This is a genomic window from Rossellomorea sp. NPDC077527, from assembly GCF_044542955.1.
In the GTDB taxonomy this organism is placed as follows: domain Bacteria; phylum Bacillota; class Bacilli; order Bacillales; family Bacillaceae_B; genus Rossellomorea; species Rossellomorea aquimaris_E.
In genome coordinates this window covers 703,927-722,843 of sequence record NZ_JBITVL010000002.1, presented here as the reverse complement: position 1 = coordinate 722,843, position 18,917 = coordinate 703,927, and the positions used below count along the sequence as shown (strand labels likewise).

21 protein-coding genes and 1 riboswitch are annotated in these 18,917 nt (G+C 40.3%); of the genes, 18 read left to right on the top strand and 3 right to left on the bottom strand.

What is annotated here, in order from left to right; all coding sequences use genetic code 11:
* The first annotated feature begins 2 nt into the window (after positions 1-2).
* Positions 3-797 carry a GNAT family N-acetyltransferase gene (locus ACIGG7_RS08880; RefSeq protein WP_397549511.1) on the top strand — a complete coding sequence of 265 codons (795 nt, stop codon included), beginning with the start codon at positions 3-5 and terminating at the stop codon, positions 795-797.
* A 72-nt stretch (positions 798-869) separates the two neighbouring features.
* On the top strand, positions 870-1,073 hold the full coding sequence (locus tag ACIGG7_RS08875) for a hypothetical protein (protein ID WP_397549510.1): 204 nt from the start codon (positions 870-872) through the stop codon (positions 1,071-1,073).
* A gap of 208 nt (positions 1,074-1,281) precedes the next feature.
* Here ACIGG7_RS08875 and ACIGG7_RS08870 read toward each other — a convergent pair whose 3' ends face one another.
* The gene (locus tag ACIGG7_RS08870; RefSeq protein WP_397549509.1) at positions 1,282-2,208 is read right to left on the bottom strand and encodes a DMT family transporter; all 927 of its coding nucleotides are present in this window, start codon (positions 2,206-2,208) and stop codon (positions 1,282-1,284) included.
* Positions 2,209-2,419: 211 nt separating this feature from the next.
* Here ACIGG7_RS08870 and ACIGG7_RS08865 point away from each other — a divergent pair, with 211 nt between their 5' ends.
* A complete protein-coding gene (locus ACIGG7_RS08865; RefSeq protein ID WP_397549508.1) occupies positions 2,420-2,896 on the top strand; it encodes an Lrp/AsnC family transcriptional regulator in 477 nt (158 codons plus the stop codon).
* 63 nt (positions 2,897-2,959) lie between these two features.
* Complete coding sequence (locus tag ACIGG7_RS08860) at positions 2,960-3,250, top strand: DUF3784 domain-containing protein (RefSeq protein WP_397549507.1); 291 nt, start codon at positions 2,960-2,962, stop codon at positions 3,248-3,250.
* Positions 3,251-3,327: 77 nt separating this feature from the next.
* On the opposite strand, the gene ACIGG7_RS08855 is transcribed toward ACIGG7_RS08860, so the two are convergent.
* Together ACIGG7_RS08855 and ACIGG7_RS08850 are read right to left on the bottom strand one after the other, a co-directional pair.
* On the bottom strand, positions 3,328-3,792 hold the full coding sequence (locus ACIGG7_RS08855; RefSeq protein WP_397549506.1) for a phage tail protein: 465 nt from the start codon (positions 3,790-3,792) through the stop codon (positions 3,328-3,330).
* A gap of 22 nt (positions 3,793-3,814) precedes the next feature.
* Positions 3,815-4,297 (bottom strand): GyrI-like domain-containing protein, encoded by a 483-nt coding sequence (locus ACIGG7_RS08850; RefSeq protein ID WP_397549505.1) that lies wholly within the window; start codon positions 4,295-4,297, stop codon positions 3,815-3,817.
* 101 nt (positions 4,298-4,398) lie between these two features.
* Between ACIGG7_RS08850 and ACIGG7_RS08845 the strand changes: the two genes are divergently transcribed.
* The 14 genes from ACIGG7_RS08845 to ACIGG7_RS08780 all read left to right on the top strand — a co-directional run bounded on the left by ACIGG7_RS08845 (position 4,399) and on the right by ACIGG7_RS08780 (position 18,914).
* A complete protein-coding gene (locus ACIGG7_RS08845; protein WP_397549504.1) occupies positions 4,399-5,361 on the top strand; it encodes a helix-turn-helix transcriptional regulator in 963 nt (320 codons plus the stop codon).
* Positions 5,362-5,771: 410 nt separating this feature from the next.
* Positions 5,772-6,689: a proline dehydrogenase family protein gene (locus ACIGG7_RS08840; RefSeq protein ID WP_224939676.1), complete on the top strand. Its 918-nt coding sequence runs from the start codon at positions 5,772-5,774 to the stop codon at positions 6,687-6,689.
* A 39-nt stretch (positions 6,690-6,728) separates the two neighbouring features.
* Complete coding sequence (pruA, locus tag ACIGG7_RS08835) at positions 6,729-8,360, top strand: L-glutamate gamma-semialdehyde dehydrogenase (protein WP_397549503.1); 1,632 nt, start codon at positions 6,729-6,731, stop codon at positions 8,358-8,360.
* A 106-nt stretch (positions 8,361-8,466) separates the two neighbouring features.
* Positions 8,467-9,738 carry a PucR family transcriptional regulator gene (locus tag ACIGG7_RS08830; protein WP_397549502.1) on the top strand — a complete coding sequence of 424 codons (1,272 nt, stop codon included), beginning with the start codon at positions 8,467-8,469 and terminating at the stop codon, positions 9,736-9,738.
* Positions 9,739-10,373: 635 nt separating this feature from the next.
* Positions 10,374-10,625: a hypothetical protein gene (locus ACIGG7_RS08825; RefSeq protein ID WP_397549501.1), complete on the top strand. Its 252-nt coding sequence runs from the start codon at positions 10,374-10,376 to the stop codon at positions 10,623-10,625.
* Between the two features lie 265 nt (positions 10,626-10,890).
* Positions 10,891-11,403, top strand: coding sequence for an MgtC/SapB family protein (locus ACIGG7_RS08820; protein ID WP_397549683.1), 513 nt, complete (start codon positions 10,891-10,893; stop codon positions 11,401-11,403).
* A gap of 1,012 nt (positions 11,404-12,415) precedes the next feature.
* Positions 12,416-12,637, top strand: a complete 222-nt coding sequence (locus tag ACIGG7_RS08815) for a hypothetical protein (RefSeq protein ID WP_397549500.1) — start codon at positions 12,416-12,418, stop codon at positions 12,635-12,637.
* 184 nt (positions 12,638-12,821) lie between these two features.
* The gene (locus ACIGG7_RS08810) at positions 12,822-13,409 is read left to right on the top strand and encodes a YdcF family protein (RefSeq protein ID WP_397549499.1); all 588 of its coding nucleotides are present in this window, start codon (positions 12,822-12,824) and stop codon (positions 13,407-13,409) included.
* 321 nt (positions 13,410-13,730) lie between these two features.
* Positions 13,731-14,447, top strand: a complete 717-nt coding sequence (locus ACIGG7_RS08805; RefSeq protein WP_397549682.1) for an alpha/beta fold hydrolase — start codon at positions 13,731-13,733, stop codon at positions 14,445-14,447.
* A gap of 205 nt (positions 14,448-14,652) precedes the next feature.
* A complete protein-coding gene (locus ACIGG7_RS08800; protein ID WP_397549498.1) occupies positions 14,653-15,219 on the top strand; it encodes an AAA family ATPase in 567 nt (188 codons plus the stop codon).
* A gap of 262 nt (positions 15,220-15,481) precedes the next feature.
* Positions 15,482-16,045, top strand: a complete 564-nt coding sequence (locus ACIGG7_RS08795; protein ID WP_397549497.1) for a GNAT family N-acetyltransferase — start codon at positions 15,482-15,484, stop codon at positions 16,043-16,045.
* A gap of 126 nt (positions 16,046-16,171) precedes the next feature.
* Positions 16,172-16,277, top strand: a riboswitch (SAM riboswitch).
* 111 nt (positions 16,278-16,388) lie between these two features.
* Complete coding sequence (locus ACIGG7_RS08790) at positions 16,389-17,414, top strand: methionine ABC transporter ATP-binding protein (protein WP_397549496.1); 1,026 nt, start codon at positions 16,389-16,391, stop codon at positions 17,412-17,414.
* Entirely contained in the window at positions 17,404-18,066 is a 663-nt protein-coding gene (locus tag ACIGG7_RS08785; RefSeq protein WP_397549495.1) for a methionine ABC transporter permease, read from the top strand. The genes ACIGG7_RS08790 and ACIGG7_RS08785 overlap by 11 nt, the downstream gene beginning before the upstream one ends.
* Positions 18,067-18,077: 11 nt before the next feature.
* Positions 18,078-18,914: a MetQ/NlpA family ABC transporter substrate-binding protein gene (locus ACIGG7_RS08780; RefSeq protein WP_397549494.1), complete on the top strand. Its 837-nt coding sequence runs from the start codon at positions 18,078-18,080 to the stop codon at positions 18,912-18,914.
* Positions 18,915-18,917 lie beyond the last annotated feature (3 nt).

The window sequence follows — 18,917 nt, the reverse complement described above, 5'->3', positions numbered from 1 at the left end:
AAATGACGTTCGATTTAAAAGTGGAAGTTGATAGAATTAACGAAATAGAGTTGGCTTTAACGAGATTCAACTCTGAAAGAGCCCTTTCCAGTGTGGATAAAAACCTACAAACCAAACAAGTGGGCGACTGTACATTGCTAATCGACCCTGCATCACCAGGTTCCATCTATTACAATCGTATAAAGGGATTCGGAAAGAATGATCTGGATAAAACAGATGAAATTCTAGAAATATACGCTTCCGAACAACTCACTCCTTGTTTCGATATGAGGCCTGATCAATTGAACATGGAAGTCGCTCAAGCTTTAACAGGCAAGGGATTCTATTGCGCTGAACAATTGGTATTCTTGGAGATGCAGCCTCAGGTTAGAGAATATGAGAGTGGGGATATTAATCTTGTAAAAGTAACCGGGGACAATGTAAGGAAGTTTCTCCATCTTATCGCAGAATCAACTGGAATGACATCAGACGAAGAGATAATGGAACGGAAAGCAACGTATTTCGTTCGTCCGGATTTTCATAATTACATAGCTTATATTGGTGAAGATACAATCGGAATGGGCTCACTTTTTATCCGGGGAGAGGAAGGGTATCTGGCAAATGATTTTACATTCCCTTCGCACAGAGGAAAGGGAGCTCAAAAGGCGTTGATTCACCATCGAATTCAAACGGCAAAGGAAATGGGATTAACAAAGTTGTATACAGATGTAGAGTTCGGAACGGCAAGTCATCAGAATATGCTTAAAGCAGGATTTCAAACGGTTTTTCAGAATTCGTTTTGGGTGAAAGTGGAATAGGTAGCAACAGTTGATCAGACTCCATTGAATAAAATGGTTTTAACCGAATGATTCAAGTAAGGAGATATTTAAATGAGGGAGATATTCTCAGATTATGGAATAGTTATTCATGAGAAAGATGGTAAATATTTTTTTACGACTGACAGTGGTGGATCTGTATCTCGTGATATTACGTTTGAACTTTCAAAAGAGGATGCACAAAAAGCTCAGATTAGTGAAGAAGAAGCATACTGGGTGATAATAAAATATCAAAAGCTTGGTAAATTTAATTTTTAATATTTCTATGTATATTTATATAGGGGTTTAATAAATGAATGTTGAAATACTTTTCTAAATGGGGAAATCAAAAAGGGAATGAACTGACGCCATTTGTACGTATTAAATAATTTGTTTTTAGAATATTCCACTACCAATTCGAAACCCGCTGAAATTCACTTATTCGGTATGAAAAAAAGCAGTGCCATTTAGTCGGCACTGCTTCTTTCTATGAAGTCTTTACAGTTTTACTTGAAATCATGCTGGAAGGAACCTCTTGAAAGATGCGAGGCTTCGTCTTCAATAGCGAAAACAACACACATCCTGCCAAAACAATCACACTCCCAAGAGCCTGTAACCCATTCATCTTCTCTCCCAAAAAGACAAACGCCAACAAAGCAGTGAAGACAGGATTAAAGTTCAAGAATAATCCCGATGTACTCGGCCCCAGCTTATTCACCCCGACATTCCAAAGCACCATGCAAACAACCGTGGATATCACACCCGTATACAGGATTGACTGCACGAATGAAGCATCGACATTGGTCACACGGAAATCATGAAGATTAAAAGGAAGCAGGATAAGAAGTCCGAATACCCCTGAATAAAGAATCGACATCATCGGTGTGACGCTCTTCATCGCCCATTTACTGCAAACGGAATAGAATCCCCACATCACAACCGCAGCCAGCATATACAGATCCCCGTCATTAAACTGGAGGGAATAGACCATCTCCATGTTTCCTTTGGACAGGACAAGCAACACGCCAAAGAGTGATATGAACATAGAAGACAGCTGAAAGGCGTTCATCTTTTCCTTCAGAAATATAAAGGAAATTCCGGCGATCGAAAACATATTTAACGTGGAAATCAGTCCTACATTGGTGGCAGAGGTTCTTTCCAATGCCAAGAATTGAAGTGCCTGAAAGAGGGCCACCCCTGTCAGCCCCATTAAGCATAATGGCAGAATCGATCGCACCGGTGGAACGAGCTTCTTTTCTTTCCACCAGACAATCGGAAACAGGCAGACGATGGCGATCGCCCATCTCAATATCGTCAACGTTCCCGGGGAAGCATGCTCTACAAGCGTTTTCCCCACGATGAAATTACCTCCCCAGAGAAAACTGGTCAGTAACAATAGATAATAATATTTCACGTCATTTAGCCCCTTTTCGAAGAGCCACTGTGCACAATGACATTTACTATAAGAATAATTTTAACATTTTCTTAAGTTTACAAAAGAACTTATTGTATAATGGGTATTAATCGAAATAATTAAAAGTATTATAGAATATTAGATTATAAAAATTCATTTATACATAGTTTTACCGTTGGTTTTTGGAACAATTGAAAAGGGTGGTTGAATCATGGAATCGATTGTAAGCAGAGTATTGGACCAAATGGATCTTCAGCTGTTGGATTTGCTGCAAAAAGACGGGCAGCTAAGCAATCTTGAACTATCAAAGCGGGTCAATTTATCCGCACCGGCCGTACACGCTCGAATCAAGCGGTTGGAAACGGAAGGGTATATCAAGAAGCAGGTAGCCATTCTAAATCATGAAAAGCTTGGATTTGATTTACTATGCTTCGTGTTTATGAGTACGAATGAACACCGGACGGAGAAGTTGGAAGCAGTGGAGGAGACATTGGAATCAATGGAAGAGGTTCTGGAATGTCATTGTTTGACCGGGGAATATGATTATCTTCTTAAAGTGGCCTGTAAGGATCGCAAGGGACTGGAGCTCTTTATTAGAAGGTTGAATGAGATGGGGATTACGAAGATTCAGACGAGTTTGGCGTTGAGGGAGATTAAGGATTCTACGGTGTTGCCGATATTGGGGTAATTGATTTGGTTTAATGAAACGGTGTCACCCCAATGATATTCCTACTTATAAGGATGTGAACGAATGATTGTTGCTCAAGTGATATTGGCTTCATTAGGATTATTCATAATCATTTTAGGTTTATTGGTGTGGAAAAAAAGATGCTATAAAATTGTTGCTGGATACGTGGAAGGCAGCATTAAGAATGAAGAGGCATTTGGGAAAGTAAATGGAATCTTTATTATGATCATGGGGATCACCACCATACTCTTTAGTTTCTTTATTGAGAGGCTAAATGTTTGGGTGTTCAATGTTTCGCTGATTGTCCTTGTTAGTGCACAAATTGCAGTAAATAGTAGAATGGCTAGAAGATGATCATGGTTCTTCGAATAATGAGAAGTGGGGACTCACGCTTTGCGCTACCGTCCCCATTGACACACCATATATTTATTCTAATACTCTCCCTTAATAACAAAATAAGATCCCCGAATGGTGCCAGCCAGTTTAGACTTCTGCCTCGCAAATTTGAACTTTTCCTCGACCTCTTTCGGTACATCCATTCCTTCTGAGAGTTTAAATCCAACCGCACGTTTCTTTGGATCATCAACGGTATACATCACATTGACTGCAAGACCATCTTCATAAAAGACGTAGGTGAATTGGATGTTTTCCACTTGAAAGCGCGATGTTTCTAATGGCTTGGCAGCAATATCGATATCACGTTCTTCTTTTAAGATTCGGTTTACATAATCGAGTGTCTCCTGACTTTCGCTGGCCGGTACAACGGTAAACTCATACTTGTATTTGTTCATAAAATAGCGGGCTTCATGTGCACGTAACCCGGCCAGTGCTTCTGCTACAGGCGATGATTCTAAACCAATCGTAGACACATTTTTAAAATCCACCGTATAAGACATGTTCAGTTCTCCTTGTTCCATTTTATTTCATCACGACAGGAATCCACATTTCTCCATACACCATTCCGTTTCGCTGCCCCATCTCAACCACTGTATTCGGCCCTCCAACATAGGCAAAGTCCTTTGCTTCCGGCAGGACACGTCCGAATGCAATGCCGGAAACCGTGTGATCCAATTCTTCTGCCGTATTTCCTTCTCCTTTTACAATCAAATAAGGTCCTTTGAGAAATTGTATGGCTTTGGCTTCATCTGGTGCAGCCGATGCTTCTGCCATGACTCCACCATGATGCATCATCTTCCCATTTATGGCTTCATTCACGGCAAAAATGTAGTCATTCGAAGCGATGGATTTTAACGTGTCAAGTGTTCCATCATGACTGATTTCTTTCCAAAAATCTGATTTTTCCTTGTTTAAGCCGGCCATGTCCGTGTAATGGCTCTTCAATTCAGTTCCCACACCCACAACGGTAAAGGAGTCTTTTTCTTCTAACATATAATTTGTCATGTTCAAAACCTGCCTTTTCATTCATTTGTTGTCTTCAACACTTGATATGTATATACTAACGTTAAATTGTGTCAAAAAGTGATACTGTTTAGGAGGTCCCCATGAAAAAAGTTGAACGGATTAACGTGATCATGCGTTATATCAATAATCGTGCCCACTTTACGATTTCTGAAATCATGCGGGAGTTTGACATTTCACGGTCGACGGCGATGAGGGATATCAGGGAAATTGAGTCCATGGGGATGCCGCTTGTCTCTGAAGTAGGAAGAGATGGTGGCTATTTTGTCATGCACAACTCTGTCCTACCCGAGGTCCGTTTTACGGATAATGAGGTCAAAGCCCTTTTTATCGCGTTTATGGCGACAAGAAATCTTCAGCTTCCCTATTTAAAAAGCCGCCAGTCCTTGACAGAAAAACTCCTCAGTCTCATTTCAGAACATCAACAAGATACCCTCGTTCTGTTAAATCAGATCTTGCTTTTTGAAGGGACCAATCCTCATAACCCTGACATTCTTGACCTTTCAGACCTTCCCCATCCCATGTTGGATAAGCTGATTCAAACCTTGCTATTGGATCGATATCTATCGGTGACCATCGAAGAAGAAAAGGGGAAACAAACATATCCCATTTATCTCTTGCAGCTTTATCGGGAAAAAAGTCATTGGCATATTGAAGGGTTTCATTTGGATAATGAAAGGAAACAGATCTTGTCAGTCGATCAGCTCACCGATGTAGAGCCCTACCCGAATAAAAAAAGGACTAGTGAACAAGAGATCCTGGACAAACTGAAAAAACAGGAAGACGTCATCAACCTAGTCATCGAACTCGGACCGGGAGCGATTGCTCAGTTCAAAAAATACCATCCTAAAAAAGTGTCGATATCTTATACGAATCCATATCATAGTACAGCTGTCCTAAAGACTTTTATCAATGTGAATAAGCCTGAAGAAGTAAAAGAAATGACCAATTGGCTCATGTTCCTGGGAGAAGATATTAAGATAAGGCAAATTCCAGAAAAAGTCTTGGATGTTATGAAAGGGAGAATAGGTTTATTGTGGCCATAAGTGATCTGATGGTAACCATTCTAGTGGTGTGTGTTTGTCAGATTTTGTAGAATGGCAGATAAATAGAAAATATGGCAGATAAAATGAGATAACGGCAGATAAAAGAAAAATATGGCACGTAAATCGTCAAAATGGCAGATAAACCATAAATTTGGCAGATAACCACTGCCCTCGAACTGAACGTTAACAAAACAACGAGCGTATTCTCGAAACTCGTTGTTTTTTTCCATTCATTCCGCATCCAACACATCCCTTTTGTGCTTCCACCATAACTCAACCCACATATATTTGTGTCCTGAGCACGTTGTTTCCCAGCCACTTTTCCAGCTATAATTTTCTTAAGATTTACATTTCTTCGTTTAACCACTCCAGTCTTGAGGTAACAGTCACTATAAGGAGGTGTTGTAATCATGGAAGCAATCAGTAAGCGTTTTTTCTTGTTTCTTTCTCACAATAAGGCGTTGGATAAGATGGCCAAACGGTGGGGGTCAAGATTTGGGGCTAATAAGCTTGTAGGGGGAGAAACCTTTGCGCAGGCGATTCCATTGATTACGCAGTTGAACGAAGAGGGATTCCAGGTTACAGTCGATCATCTTGGAGAGTTCGTCGATTCCACAGAGGTGGTGCGGGAGAATGTCCAACGATGTATCGAGAGTATCAGTGCCATTGCCTATCATGGGCTGGAGACTGAGATCTCTGTGAAGCTGACTTCCCTGGGATTGGATATCAGTCAAGATCTTGTCATGGAAAGTATGGAGTTGATTCTGGAGAAGGCGAAAGAAAGCGGAATCACGGTCACTCTCGATATGGAGGATTCCTCGAGGTGCCATGCCATCCTTGACGTTTACAAGAAGCTCTGTCTAAAGTACGACAATGTGGGGACGGTAATCCAATCTTATCTCTATGTTTCAGAGAAGGATGTGGATGATCTCAATGAGTGTTCCCCTTATTTGAGGCTTGTGAAGGGTGCATATAATGAATCGGGTAAAGTGGCGTTCCAGGAGAAGAAGAAGGTGGATGACAATCTAAAACATCTCATCAAGAAACAGCTCTTGAACGGCCATTATACAGCGATCGCAAGCCATGATGAAGCGATCATCGATTTCACCATCGGATTAGTGAAAGAACACAATATTCCGAATGACCGCTTCGAGTTCCAAATGCTTTACGGAATGCGGAACCAACTGCAATCCGAATTGTTAGAAAAAGGATATACCGTCCGCATTTACCTGCCATATGGCGAGGACTGGTTCGGGTATTTCATGCGAAGGCTGGCAGAACGGCCGGCAAACATCGCATTCGCATTAAAAGGTATCTTTAGCAAGTAACATCCAGACAGAATGAAATCAGAAAGGAACGTGAATAGAATGAGTAACGGAGTTTACAACATCCCAAAACCTACAAATGAGCCTGGTAATACATATGCCCCAGGTACGAAAGAAAGAGAAACGTTAAAAGCTGAATTAGAACGTCAAGCTGGTATCGAGGTTGAGATCCCGGTCATCATCAATGGCGAGAAGATCAAGACAGATACAGTGAAGCAAGTGGTAATGCCACATGATCATAAACATGTATTGGCTAACTTCTCACAAGCTGGAGAAAAAGAGCTTCGCGATGCAGTAGAAGCGGCAATGGCTGCGAAAGAATCATGGTCTAATATGCCTTGGCAGCACAGAGCATCCATCTTCTTGAAAGCAGCTGATTTGATCTCTGGTCCATACCGTGACGTCATCAATGCTGCTACGATGTTAGGTCAATCCAAAACAGCCTACCAAACAGAAATCGATGCGGCACAAGAATTAGCTGATTTCTTACGCTTTGGCGTTGATTATGCGAACCAAATCTATCAAATGCAACCGGACAGCATGAAAAATATCTGGAATCGTTTAGAATACCGCGCATTAGACGGTTTCGTACTAGCGATCTCTCCATTTAACTTTACAGCGATCGGTGGTAACCTGCCATCAGCTCCTGCGATCATGGGGAACGTAGTGGTATGGAAACCGGCAACAACGGCTATCCTATCAAACTACTACTTCATGCGTATCTTGGAAGAAGCTGGCCTGCCTAAAGGCGTTATCAACTTCGTTCCATCCCGTGGTTCACAAGTATCAGAAGTTGTCTTAACAGACCCACGCATGTCCGGATTCCACTTCACTGGATCCACAAGCGTGTTCCAAACGATTTGGAAAACAGTAGGGGAAAATATCACAAACTACAAATCATATCCTCGACTAGTTGGGGAAACAGGCGGTAAAGACTTTGTCTTCGCTCACGAAACAGCACAAGCAGACAAAGTAGTCGCGGCACTTGTTCGTGGTGCATTCGAATACCAAGGTCAAAAATGTTCAGCAGCTTCACGTGCCTACATCCCAGCGAGCATGTGGGAAGAAGTGAAAAATGGTGTCGTAGAAGAAACGGCGAAGCTTAAAGTAGGGGATGTCAGAGACTTCAGGAACTTCATGGGTGCGGTTATCGATAAACCTGCCTTTGATTCCATCACAAGCTACATCGATTATGCGGCTGATTCTGAAGAAGCTGAAATCATTGCCGGCGGTACGTATGATGATTCTGTAGGATACTTCGTTCAACCGACTGTCATCGTTACAACGAATCCAAACTTCAAAACGATGACTGAAGAAATTTTCGGACCGGTATTAACGATTTATGTATATGAAAATGAGCAATTAGAAGAAACACTGACTTCAGTGGATACAGCTTCTATGTATGCATTAACGGGTGCGATCTTTGCACAAGATCGTGAAGCGATCATGCACTTAGAACGACGTCTTTCAGGTGCAGCTGGTAACTTCTACATCAACGATAAACCAACGGGTGCGGTAATCAACCAACAACCATTCGGTGGTTCACGCGGTTCAGGTACAAACGATAAAGCAGGTTCTATCTTCAACATGATTCGCTGGACCAGTCCTCGTATCATCAAAGAAAACTTTGCGCCAACAACAGACATTGTTTATCCATTCATGGATGAAGAATAAATCGAACACGAAAAGCTCTCCCGACACGGGGGAGCTTTTCATTTTTTATTGGGGGATTTAACGCTATAATAGGAATCACAAACACTCGTGGAAAGGTAAGATTCCTATGGAAGCCATTGATATCATCCTCCAAACAGAAGACATTCATAAAGCGACGGAATTGATCAGCTCAAAACTGGGCAATCCCGTCATCATAGAAAACAAAAATTTCGAACTGATCTCTTACAGTTCCTCTTCTAATAAGTTCGATCAAACACAGCTAAAGACGATCCTCACGAAAAAATGTCCGGTCTTCATCATCGATCGACTGAAAAAAGAGGGCATCGTTCACCAGCTTGAGAAACATACGGATCCGATCCGGGTGCAGGCGATGGAAGAGTTAGGATTTCACCAGCGCGTCGTCATTGCCGCAAAATACCTTGGCAACACAATGGGATACATCTGGATTCAGGAATCCAACCGCCTTCTCGAAAATGAAGAGCTCGCTTTTCTTGAAGAAATTTCCTCACACCTTGGAAACCTGATCAATGATATGTACGCAAAGGTCAATATCAAAAAGGACAGAAAAGAAGAAGTACTGTGGCATCTCCTGCAGCACGAGTATGGAAGTGAAAGCCAACTCCGCCATGATGCATCCCTTGTGAAGCTAACCCTGCCGGAACGGTTCACAGTAGCGGTGTACTCGATCGCATCGTCGGATTATAAACCAATGCTTGACCAACTGGAGAAGCTCGTCCAGGAATCCAGCTTCAACACAAAGGTTTATTCACTACGGACGGAATACCAGGTGATCCTCGTTCTTTACGGCAAAGCAGACACACCGTCTTCTTCCCTGGAATTAGCGAGAGATCTCGTCGAAAAGGTGAAAGAACAAACAGGGGAAGAAGAATTCTACAACTTCCTTATCGGGATCGGGAAAGAATACACGACTTTATATCAAATGAGAAAGAGCTTCTTGGAAGCATCAGAGGTTATTGAAACGGCTAACTTCATCAGTCCGCGTCCAGAATCGATGCCTCGGGAATTTGCTCAATTGGGCATTTACAGGTACTTGCCGACGCTCTATGAGAAAAACACGTCAAAGGATTATTACAGTGAGGATTTGTTGGTATTGATCAAGAATGATGTGAAGAAACAGACAGATCTTCTGAAGACCCTTGAAGTTTATCTGGCGAATGATGGGAAAGGGAAACAGACGGCGAATGAACTGTTTATTCATCCAAATACGTTGAATTATCGGATTAAAAAAATACAGGAACTGACTACGATTGATTTTAATGATTTTAATATGAAGGTGTACTTGTATACGGAGTTGTTGCTGTTGAATAATGTAGAAGCTTATTATCAGCGGTATAAGGATGCTTTGAAAGGGATTTGATCGTGGAACTAAATTGTGCCACTCAAACTTTTATAAATAGCCCCTATCCCGAGTGAATATGAGTTACCGTTCAGAGAGAATAAACGACAAAAAGCAGTCTAAATCATAAATGATTTAGACTGCTTTATTTGTTCTTGTGAAAAAGGTTGTATTGGTTTGATTGTAAATAGTGGAAAAATAATTTGATAAATTCACCCTTTAAGTGTAAAATTACACTAAAGGAGGAGTGAGATTATGGAGTTTTTCTCACTTTTGATGTTTCAAATATTTATAATGCTGATATTAGTTATGGTTTTCGGGTTGATTTTCCACAAGTTTTATAGGCGATTAAAAATGACGTATCCTTTACTGGTTAGTGTGCTTGCAGCAATTACATTTAGGCTCATTTTTAATGTTGAAAATATGTTGTCTGCAATCGCGTTTTCATCAAACATTTTGTTTTCGATTCTCGTGTATCTTCTTGCTATTAATCAGCATAAAAAAATTAAGTAACTTTCCAACATTAGTTGAAGATCCAATAATTAATTTGGCTATTGTCTATTTTCAATAAGCGGTCAAATAAATGCCCTAATTTAATTTAGAGTTGCCGGATTTCTTCTAATAAACAAGTTAATAGGCATTGGTAGGAGGGTAAAATGAGAAAGTATCTAGGTTGGGCACCGATCGGAATGATAGGAGTTACTTTTATTCTGCTTTTACCTTTGAAAGGTAAAGTAAGTTGGTATGTAGATACAACCGTGCTAATTACTGGAATAGTATTAGCGTTGGTGACGGCCTTGTTAATCAAAAATGGAAAACCAAAGGCAATCTTAATCTCAGTATTTGGTATTCTTGTTGGAGGATTTCTTATGCTTATATGGGGTTTTATAATGGAGGGAGGACTGTAAGGGCTATTTCCAATATAAGGTATTTTAATGGAATAAGAAGTAAATTTACTGTATATTTAGAATGTTCGGATGTTATATTGAAATAAGATGTGAATTCGTGTATAATAGAAAAAAATATTTGGATTTAAGCTTGGTAGGAAAAGTGGAAGAGATCACCTATGAAGCGATATGTATGATTTTTTCCCCTGTTAGAGGAGAAAGGATGCATTCGTTTTGTGGCGAGATCTCTTTTTCATTTAAGGAGGATGGAGTCATGGCGTATTACATGGATGGATTAACGGATTTCTTCTGGCAGCATGATATTTATTTCCGGATTGTGGTGAGTGCGATATTAGGCTTCATCATCGGATGGGACCGGTCATCAAAGAATAAGCCAGCCGGTTTAAAAACCTATACGTACGTGGCAGTGGCCTGTACCTTGATCACCATTGTCTCGATTGAAGGTGCCGAAATGCTCAGTCAACCGGACAGTGGGAAAATGATGGATCCCTTCCGACTAGCCGCTCAAATTGTATCGGGGCTCGGTTTCTTAGGGGCAGGGGTAATACTGAAGGACGGTCTGCGCGTGAAAGGACTTACTTCCGCCGCGATGATCTTTTACGTCGGGGGAGTCGGAATCGGGGTTGGAGCGGGATTTTACGGCATTGTGATCTTTGCGACCCTGGTCACGTTCCTCATGACGAGGATCGGAAACTTCTTTGAAGGAAGGGAAATCACGATCGTGCGATTGCCGAAGATAAGAAAGAAAAAAGAGGAAGAGAAGAAGGCAGGGAGGTAAAACAAGCGGACCTTAGCTCCTAAGGAAAGAGGGTTCCGTTTTCTAGTGCAGGTTATCTAAATGACAACAAAGCTGACCTATGAATTGGCATAGGTCAGTTTTTTTATATATCAATTTGTCCAATTAAAGGCCATTTTATTGAACAATACTACGATTCAATTTTGGAATCCTGCTGAAGAATAACGGTAATTAATTTAATGAGTAAAGTATTACCTTTAAATGAATCTTTTAAAATGGGATGAATTTGCATTCGAGGGTAGTAAAGTTTTAGAAAAAATTCCATATGTTTAATTAGACTAAACGTTTTCAGAAAGGAGTTATTCAGTATTGCAACGTATAAAATTTATGATTAAACATTTTCTAAGTGAGCCATTGTGGTTTAAAATTTTGATTATTACCACTTTACTTTCTTCAATTATTTTTAGTAGTTCATTTTTTTCGTATAATGATTATTTACAAAGCATTTCTAAATTAGCTGCTGCTATCTTTTTTTGTGCTTATGGAATAAAAATGAGAAGAAATCTTCGAATTTCTGTTATCTTTTTTATATTAACAGCAATATGTGTTTATTTATCCATTCTGTCTATAACTTAGATTGATGTTTTTAATTCTTTTGAATTAAGACTGCAATATATTAATTCGGGCGCGATAATTTATTATCGTGTTTTTTTGCTGACATAAAATCATTGTATGAATGAATATTTTTTGAAATAATTGGTATTAATATTATGGGTTGTTTAGTTGAATAGTCGAACAGAATTTATAATAAATAAAGAAATTAAGCACAGGAGAATGATAGCCGACGAACGAGAGTAGGTTTAAAGATACAGGTGAATATCTTTCAGACTTCCTTGGTTATGTTCTTGTTGAATGTCCGCGTTGTAAAAAGTGTGCGAAAACTATTGGTCATCCACTAACCACAGAACCAAAGTTGGTTTGTGAAAAGTGTGGGTTAGCGAAGAGTTTAGTTTCTCTATCTTATGGGAATTTTACAGGGATTGGTGGACTGAATTTGTGGTTAACAACAAATTGTTGTGGTGATACCCTTTGGGCATATAATAAAGAACATCTGATTTTTTTAGAAAGTTACGTAGGTGCGTTAGTTAGAGAGCGTGTGCCTAATATAAATCAAAGTGTTGCGAGCAGACTTCCAGGATGGATAAAGAGTGTTAAAAACAGGGATGCTGTTTTAAAGTGCATTGAAAAACTTTGGCGGCAATTGGAAAATGAATAATTCTCTTTCTTGTTGAGATATCAGGAGTAATAACTGAAGATCAATTAATTGAACAGGCTATATCCATTCTTCCATTATCGGGCAGTTTAATTCAACAAATGATTGTTATTAAATCCGATGTGCACCCAATACAAAGTATATGATCTGTCGATTGATTGAGAGAATGTCAGAGGAGATATGTTAAATGATAGGCTTGTATATTTTAGGCTTAATTTTTATGTGCCTTATGGTGGGGGTTATATTTATTCGTAAGCATTTTAACAAAGCGGGTTATAATCATGGGCAAAAAAGAGATGCTATGATTGTACTTGGTTATCCCGCAAAAAAGGATGGAAGAATGACTCCAATTTTGCGAGAGCGAATCAATAAAGCAAAAGACCTCTATCACACTGGAATTGCTGAAGTAGTTATTTGTTCGGGAGCATCTGTCGCAAATAACCATGTTGAGGCAGAAATCATGGCAAGAGCCTTAGTGGAATTAGGCGTGGATGGTAGCAAAATCATACGAGAAACAAAAGCGAGGGGCACTTATGAAAATTTGGTGAAATCACGAGAAATCATGCACGAGAGAGGGCTGAACAAAGCGGTTATCGTCACCTCACCTTGGCATTTGCGAAAAGCTAGTTCATATGCGTTTCGGCTAGGAATTGACCATACCTTGGAAAAGTCTAAAGTGCCAAAAGAATTCGTCATAGGATTAGGAATCATTTATGTTTACATATACATACAGATGTTCATCATTTATTTGCGTTTTTATAAGGGAAGACAATGAAACTTACTCCATTAAGAAGTGTGAAAATGTCTCTGTTCTAGTAAGAAAAGGTTTAGTCAGAATTTATTCAACTAACTGGGGCTTATCTTGTAAATGATAAGCTCCTTTTTGCATGGGGGAAACAATGATGGCTTAGTTCCATTACAGGTTGATATAGAAGCAGATATAGGAACGTATATTGAACCAAACGTGTGGTTAGAACATCAGTTAAAATAATGAAAATAGTCTTTCTTAAAAGGGGGCAATAACTATAAATCAGTTAAATGATCTGTTATTGCCCTTCTTCAATTATACGGTAGATTTATGGAATAATATGTTAATATTAAATTAGATGATTCAGAGGGGGAGATTGTAATAAAGAGGGTATATTTTTTACATGGATTTATGGGTACTGGAGAAACTCATTTCTCTAACCAAGTTTCTAGTTTAGGTGATGGTTATGAAGCGATCCTAATTGATTTACCAGGACACGGGAACTCACCAGTCGAGGCTTCTGATAACTATTTTGAAGATGCTCTAAAATACGTCATTTCTCAAATGAAACAAGAAGGAGAAGTATTTCTGGTTGGCTTGTCTTTAGGAGCATCTTTAGCTATACATATTGCCCTGAGAGAGCCAGAGTTAGTAAAAGGTATAGTGCTCACTGGTTATTCGCCGTATATTCCTGAAGAGTTAATTAGTGTTATGGAGAAACAATATGAATTCTTCTTAAATATTGAGGAAAACGATAAAGAGACAGCAGAGTACTTTATGTCCCTGCACGGAGATAAATGGCATAAGACCTTAAAAAAGGTTTTGTATCAGATGACTTATAAGTATCCAAGTGCTACCCCTGAAGAAATAAAGAGTATAAGAGTTCCAATGTTAATACTTAATGGGAGTAATGAAATGCACGAAGTAGAGGCAGCGGCTTATATGAAGAAACTGAATAATGATATTAGAGTTGGATTAGTTCCTGATACAGGACATACAGTAAATATTGAAGAGCCAGCAATATATAACAAGATACTTACAACATTTTTAGAAGCTAATCTATAACACTAATTCATTAAAATCCTTATTCCTTTATTGGGGCAATAACAGAAGGTCAGTTACTCAGATCAAGGTCGTTGCCCTAATAAATTATCGGGCACAATAATGGAAGATTCGAAACCTTAATTGGGATTTTTTCTAATTAAGGGTGCACTCCACTCAAAGCGATTCAATATTAAAAATCTCAATCTCTATGAAAAAGGGGGTAAGTATGAAAAGGTTAGTTATAATAACAGTAGGTAAAACCCATAGTGGAAAAACTACATTTGCAAAAGCTTTAGAAAGCAAGTTAAATAATTCTTTTATAATGGACCAAGATAATAACGCTGAATTTTTAAATACATATTATAAGAATCTATTACCAAAACAAGGACCTAACATTCTAAAGCATTCTGTATCACAGGTGATTGTTGATTATGCTAAAGAACACACGGACTTTCATATTATTGCTAGTAGTGCAAACCTTACTAGAAAAGGGAGAAAGTATTTACTAGAAAAAGTATATGATAAAAATGCGTTTGTAAGTATCTTGGTTCATTTTGATATTCCTGATGAAGTTCTTTATGAAAGAGTAATTAAAAGTAAACGAAGTACCAATATACTTAGGGGAGCTTATTCTAACTTTAAGGAAGTACTCTATAGTCAACAGAGCGGTTCTATGAATAAAGATGTTGTGGACCCTGAAGAAGGGGAAGCAGATTATTTATTTGTAATTAGAGATAATAAGGATGTTGATTCTGTAATTAAAGAAATCGTTCATATTGCTAACTGTTTTTGATTCAAATTCATCCTAATATTAAGCTAAAAGGAAAGCCTTAAGAAAACCTGAAACTATTTAGTGCAGGTTAGCAGGTAATGAATTGGTTCATCTTAAAGTTCCCATTCCTAAGAACCTAATATAAGTACATTGATCCCTTGAAGGATTAATGTACTTTTTTGTTGAATTACATTAACAGAAATCTAAACTGGGGTGAAATATAAAAAAGGGAGAACGTTTTTTCATTAAATCTTACTTTAAAGTTTTAGAGAGGGGAAACGAGATGGATCCTATTTTAATAGATGTTCCGTTACAAATCGAAACAGATAGACTCATTCTTCGAGCACCGCAACAAGCTGGGGACGGGAAGGTAGTACACCAAGCGATTAAGGATTCAATTAATGAGCTGAAGAAATGGTTGGTTTTATTTCAGTCCATTCCTACTGTTGAAGAAACAGAAATTCTCCTGAGGAACGCCCATATCGATTTTTTGAAAAGAGAATGCCTTCGCTATCTTATCTTTCATAAGGATACGAATGATTTTATTGGAACGGCTAGCCTTCACAGAATGAATTGGAAGATTTCAAAATGTGAGATTGGATATTGGATTAACTCGCCATTTAGTGGCAATGGATATATGACAGAAGCTGTAGGTGAGTTAACGAACCTTGGCTTTCAGAAATTCAAGTTTAGAAGAATTGAAATAAGATGTGAATCAGCAAACAATAAAAGTCGTTCGGTCGCAGCAAAACTAGGTTTTGAATTGGAAGGAACCTTACGGAATGATGATTTATCCGCAGATGGCAGCAAGATAACTGACACTTGTATTTATTCAATCATTAAGTAAACATTATTGAAAATAAATCAAAAAGGATTTTAATATTCAAAAACAGGATTGACAATCCAACTAGAATCCTTTACCATTACCCTAATGCAAAAACACATCATAACTTTAATTTAATAAAGCGATATCTTCTTATCCAGAGAGGTGGAGGGACTGGCCCTGTGATACCTCGGCAACGGGTTCTTAATGAATACCGTGCCAATTCCATCAAGTCATATGACTTGAAAGATGAGAAGAGCGGGACATATACATATTTTTGTGCCTCTCTTCTTATGAAGGGGGGCACTTTTTATTTGAGCCAGGACAGGATTCAAGAAGAATACATAGCGAAAGGAGCAAGTCCTGTATGATCAGAGTTCAGAATGTTACGAAAGTTTTTGAGACGAAGGATGGACCGTTCACCGCATTGAAGGATGTTTCCTTTGAAGTGAAGAAGGGAGAGATTTACGGCGTGATCGGATTCAGTGGAGCGGGAAAAAGCACGCTTGTCCGATGTCTCAATTTTTTAGAGAAACCATCATCGGGTGATATTTTCATAGAAGGGCGCAGCCTGAAAGATCAGTCGGCCATCGATTTGAGGAAAGAGCGGCACCGTATCGGGATGATCTTTCAGCACTTTAATCTGTTTCAATCCCGGACGGTGGCAGGGAATATCGCCTATCCTCTGAAACTGGCAAAATGGCCGAAAGAAAAAATCAGCGAGAGAGTAAAGGAGTTGCTCGCGTTTGTCGGACTCGAAGATAAAGCGAAGCATTATCCCGATGAACTGTCAGGAGGGCAGAAGCAGAGGGTAGGGATAGCAAGAGCACTGGCGACATCGCCTTCGATTCTGCTCTGCGATGAAGCGACATCCGCCCTTGATCCTCAGACGACGGAATCGATTCTGAACTTATTAAAGAGAATCAACGCGGAGTATGGGATTACGATTGTGATGATCACCCACGAAATGGGGGTCATCCGGGAAATCTGTGACAAGGTCGCGGTGATGGAAAATGGAGAAATCGTGGAAGAGGGAAGCGTCTTCGATATCTTCTCCAACCCGCAGACCTCGACAACGAGAAACTTTGTGAAGAGCGTCATGAATGATCAGCTGCCGGCATCGGTTCTAGACAAATTGAATGACAGCAAAGAAGGGCGCATCTGCCGCCTCATTTTCAAAGGTGATTCAACGGGCGCGCCGATTCTTTCTGAAACGGCCAAGACATTCAATGCCCATATCAATGTATTATTCGGCCAGATCACGGAACTCCAGGGCAAGCCGTTCGGGAATCTCATCGTACAGATCATCGGCAGCCAGAACGAAACGGAAGAAATCTTGGATTATTGGAAGAACAGATTATTCGTAAGCGAGGTGGAGAAGCGTGCAAGTTAACTGGGAATTATTCTGGCCAAGAATTATTGAAGCGACATGGGATACCGTGGCGATGGTGTCATTCTCCCTTCTATTTGCCACGTTGATCGGGCTTCCCCTCGGCATCATCGTCGTGGTGACGAGGAAGGGGCACTTACTTGAACATAAAGCCGTCTTTTCCGTATTGAGCAGCATCATCAACGTGTTTCGTTCGATTCCGTTCATCATCTTGATGGTGGCCATCATCCCTTTTACAAGATTGGTAGTGGGGACGTCGATCGGAACGGGGGCGGCTGTCGTACCGCTGGTCGTATTTGCCGCACCGTATATTGCAAGACTGGTAGAGAGTTCGCTCCTTGAAGTGGAACCGGGTGTCATTGAAGCGGCGGAGTCCATGGGGGCCGGGCCGTGGCAGATCATCTTCGGGATCCTCATCCCGGAAGCACTGAGTACACTGGTCCTGAATATCACGATTGCGACCATCGGCCTTGTCGGTGCATCGGCCATGGCCGGGGCAGTCGGTGGCGGTGGCCTTGGAGATCTGGCCATCGCATACGGATATCAGCGATTTGAAACATCCGTCATGATCGTGACCGTTATCATTTTAATCGTGATGGTGCAGGGACTGCAGACGGCAGGGAATACATTATCAAAAATCATCAGGAGACGTTAGGAGAGAGGAATATGAAAAAATCAATCAGTCTAGCAGGTATCGCCATCCTATTAATCACCATTATCTTGAGCGGTTGCTCGGGAAACAGTGCATCCGGTTCAGGTGAAAAAGAAGTGGTTAAAGTCGGTGTGAATGGATCTGGGGTGCCGATTTGGGAGTATATGAAAGAGAAAGCAGCAAAGGAAGGGATTGACATCGAGATTGTGGAGTTTGCCGATTACGTGAGACCGAACCAGGCGCTGGCCGATGGGGATATCGACCTGAACGCCTTCCAGACGATTTCGTATTTTGATTCTTTCGTGGAAGAACATAATCTGGATCTTGTACCGATCGGCTCGACGATCATCGCGCCGATGGGCATCTATTCGGAAAAATATAAATCGGTAGAAGACTTACCGAAAGGCAGTAAAGTAGCCGTTCCTCAAGAGGCGACGAACCTTGGTCGTGCCCTTCTCCTACTAGAGGAAGCAGGTTTGATACAACTGAAAGAAGGATTTGATCAGTCACAGGGTCTTGAAGCCATCAAAGAAAATCCGAAAAACCTTGAATTTACACCGGTCGTCGCTGCCCAGACACCGAGGGTACTGCCGGATGTTGCGGCATCAATTATCAATAATGGTGTGGCGGTTGAGGCAGGGATGGTCCCGGTTGACGACAGCATTTATATCGAAGGGGCGGAATCCAAGCCGTTCATCAATATCATCGCAGCCCAGAAAAAAGATAAAGACAATAAAACCTATAAAAAGATTGTGGAGCTCTACCAGCAAGATGATGTAGCGGAACATATCAAGAAATCATACAAAGATTCCCTGATCCCGACATTCGTGCCGGTCAGTGAATTGCATTAGGAG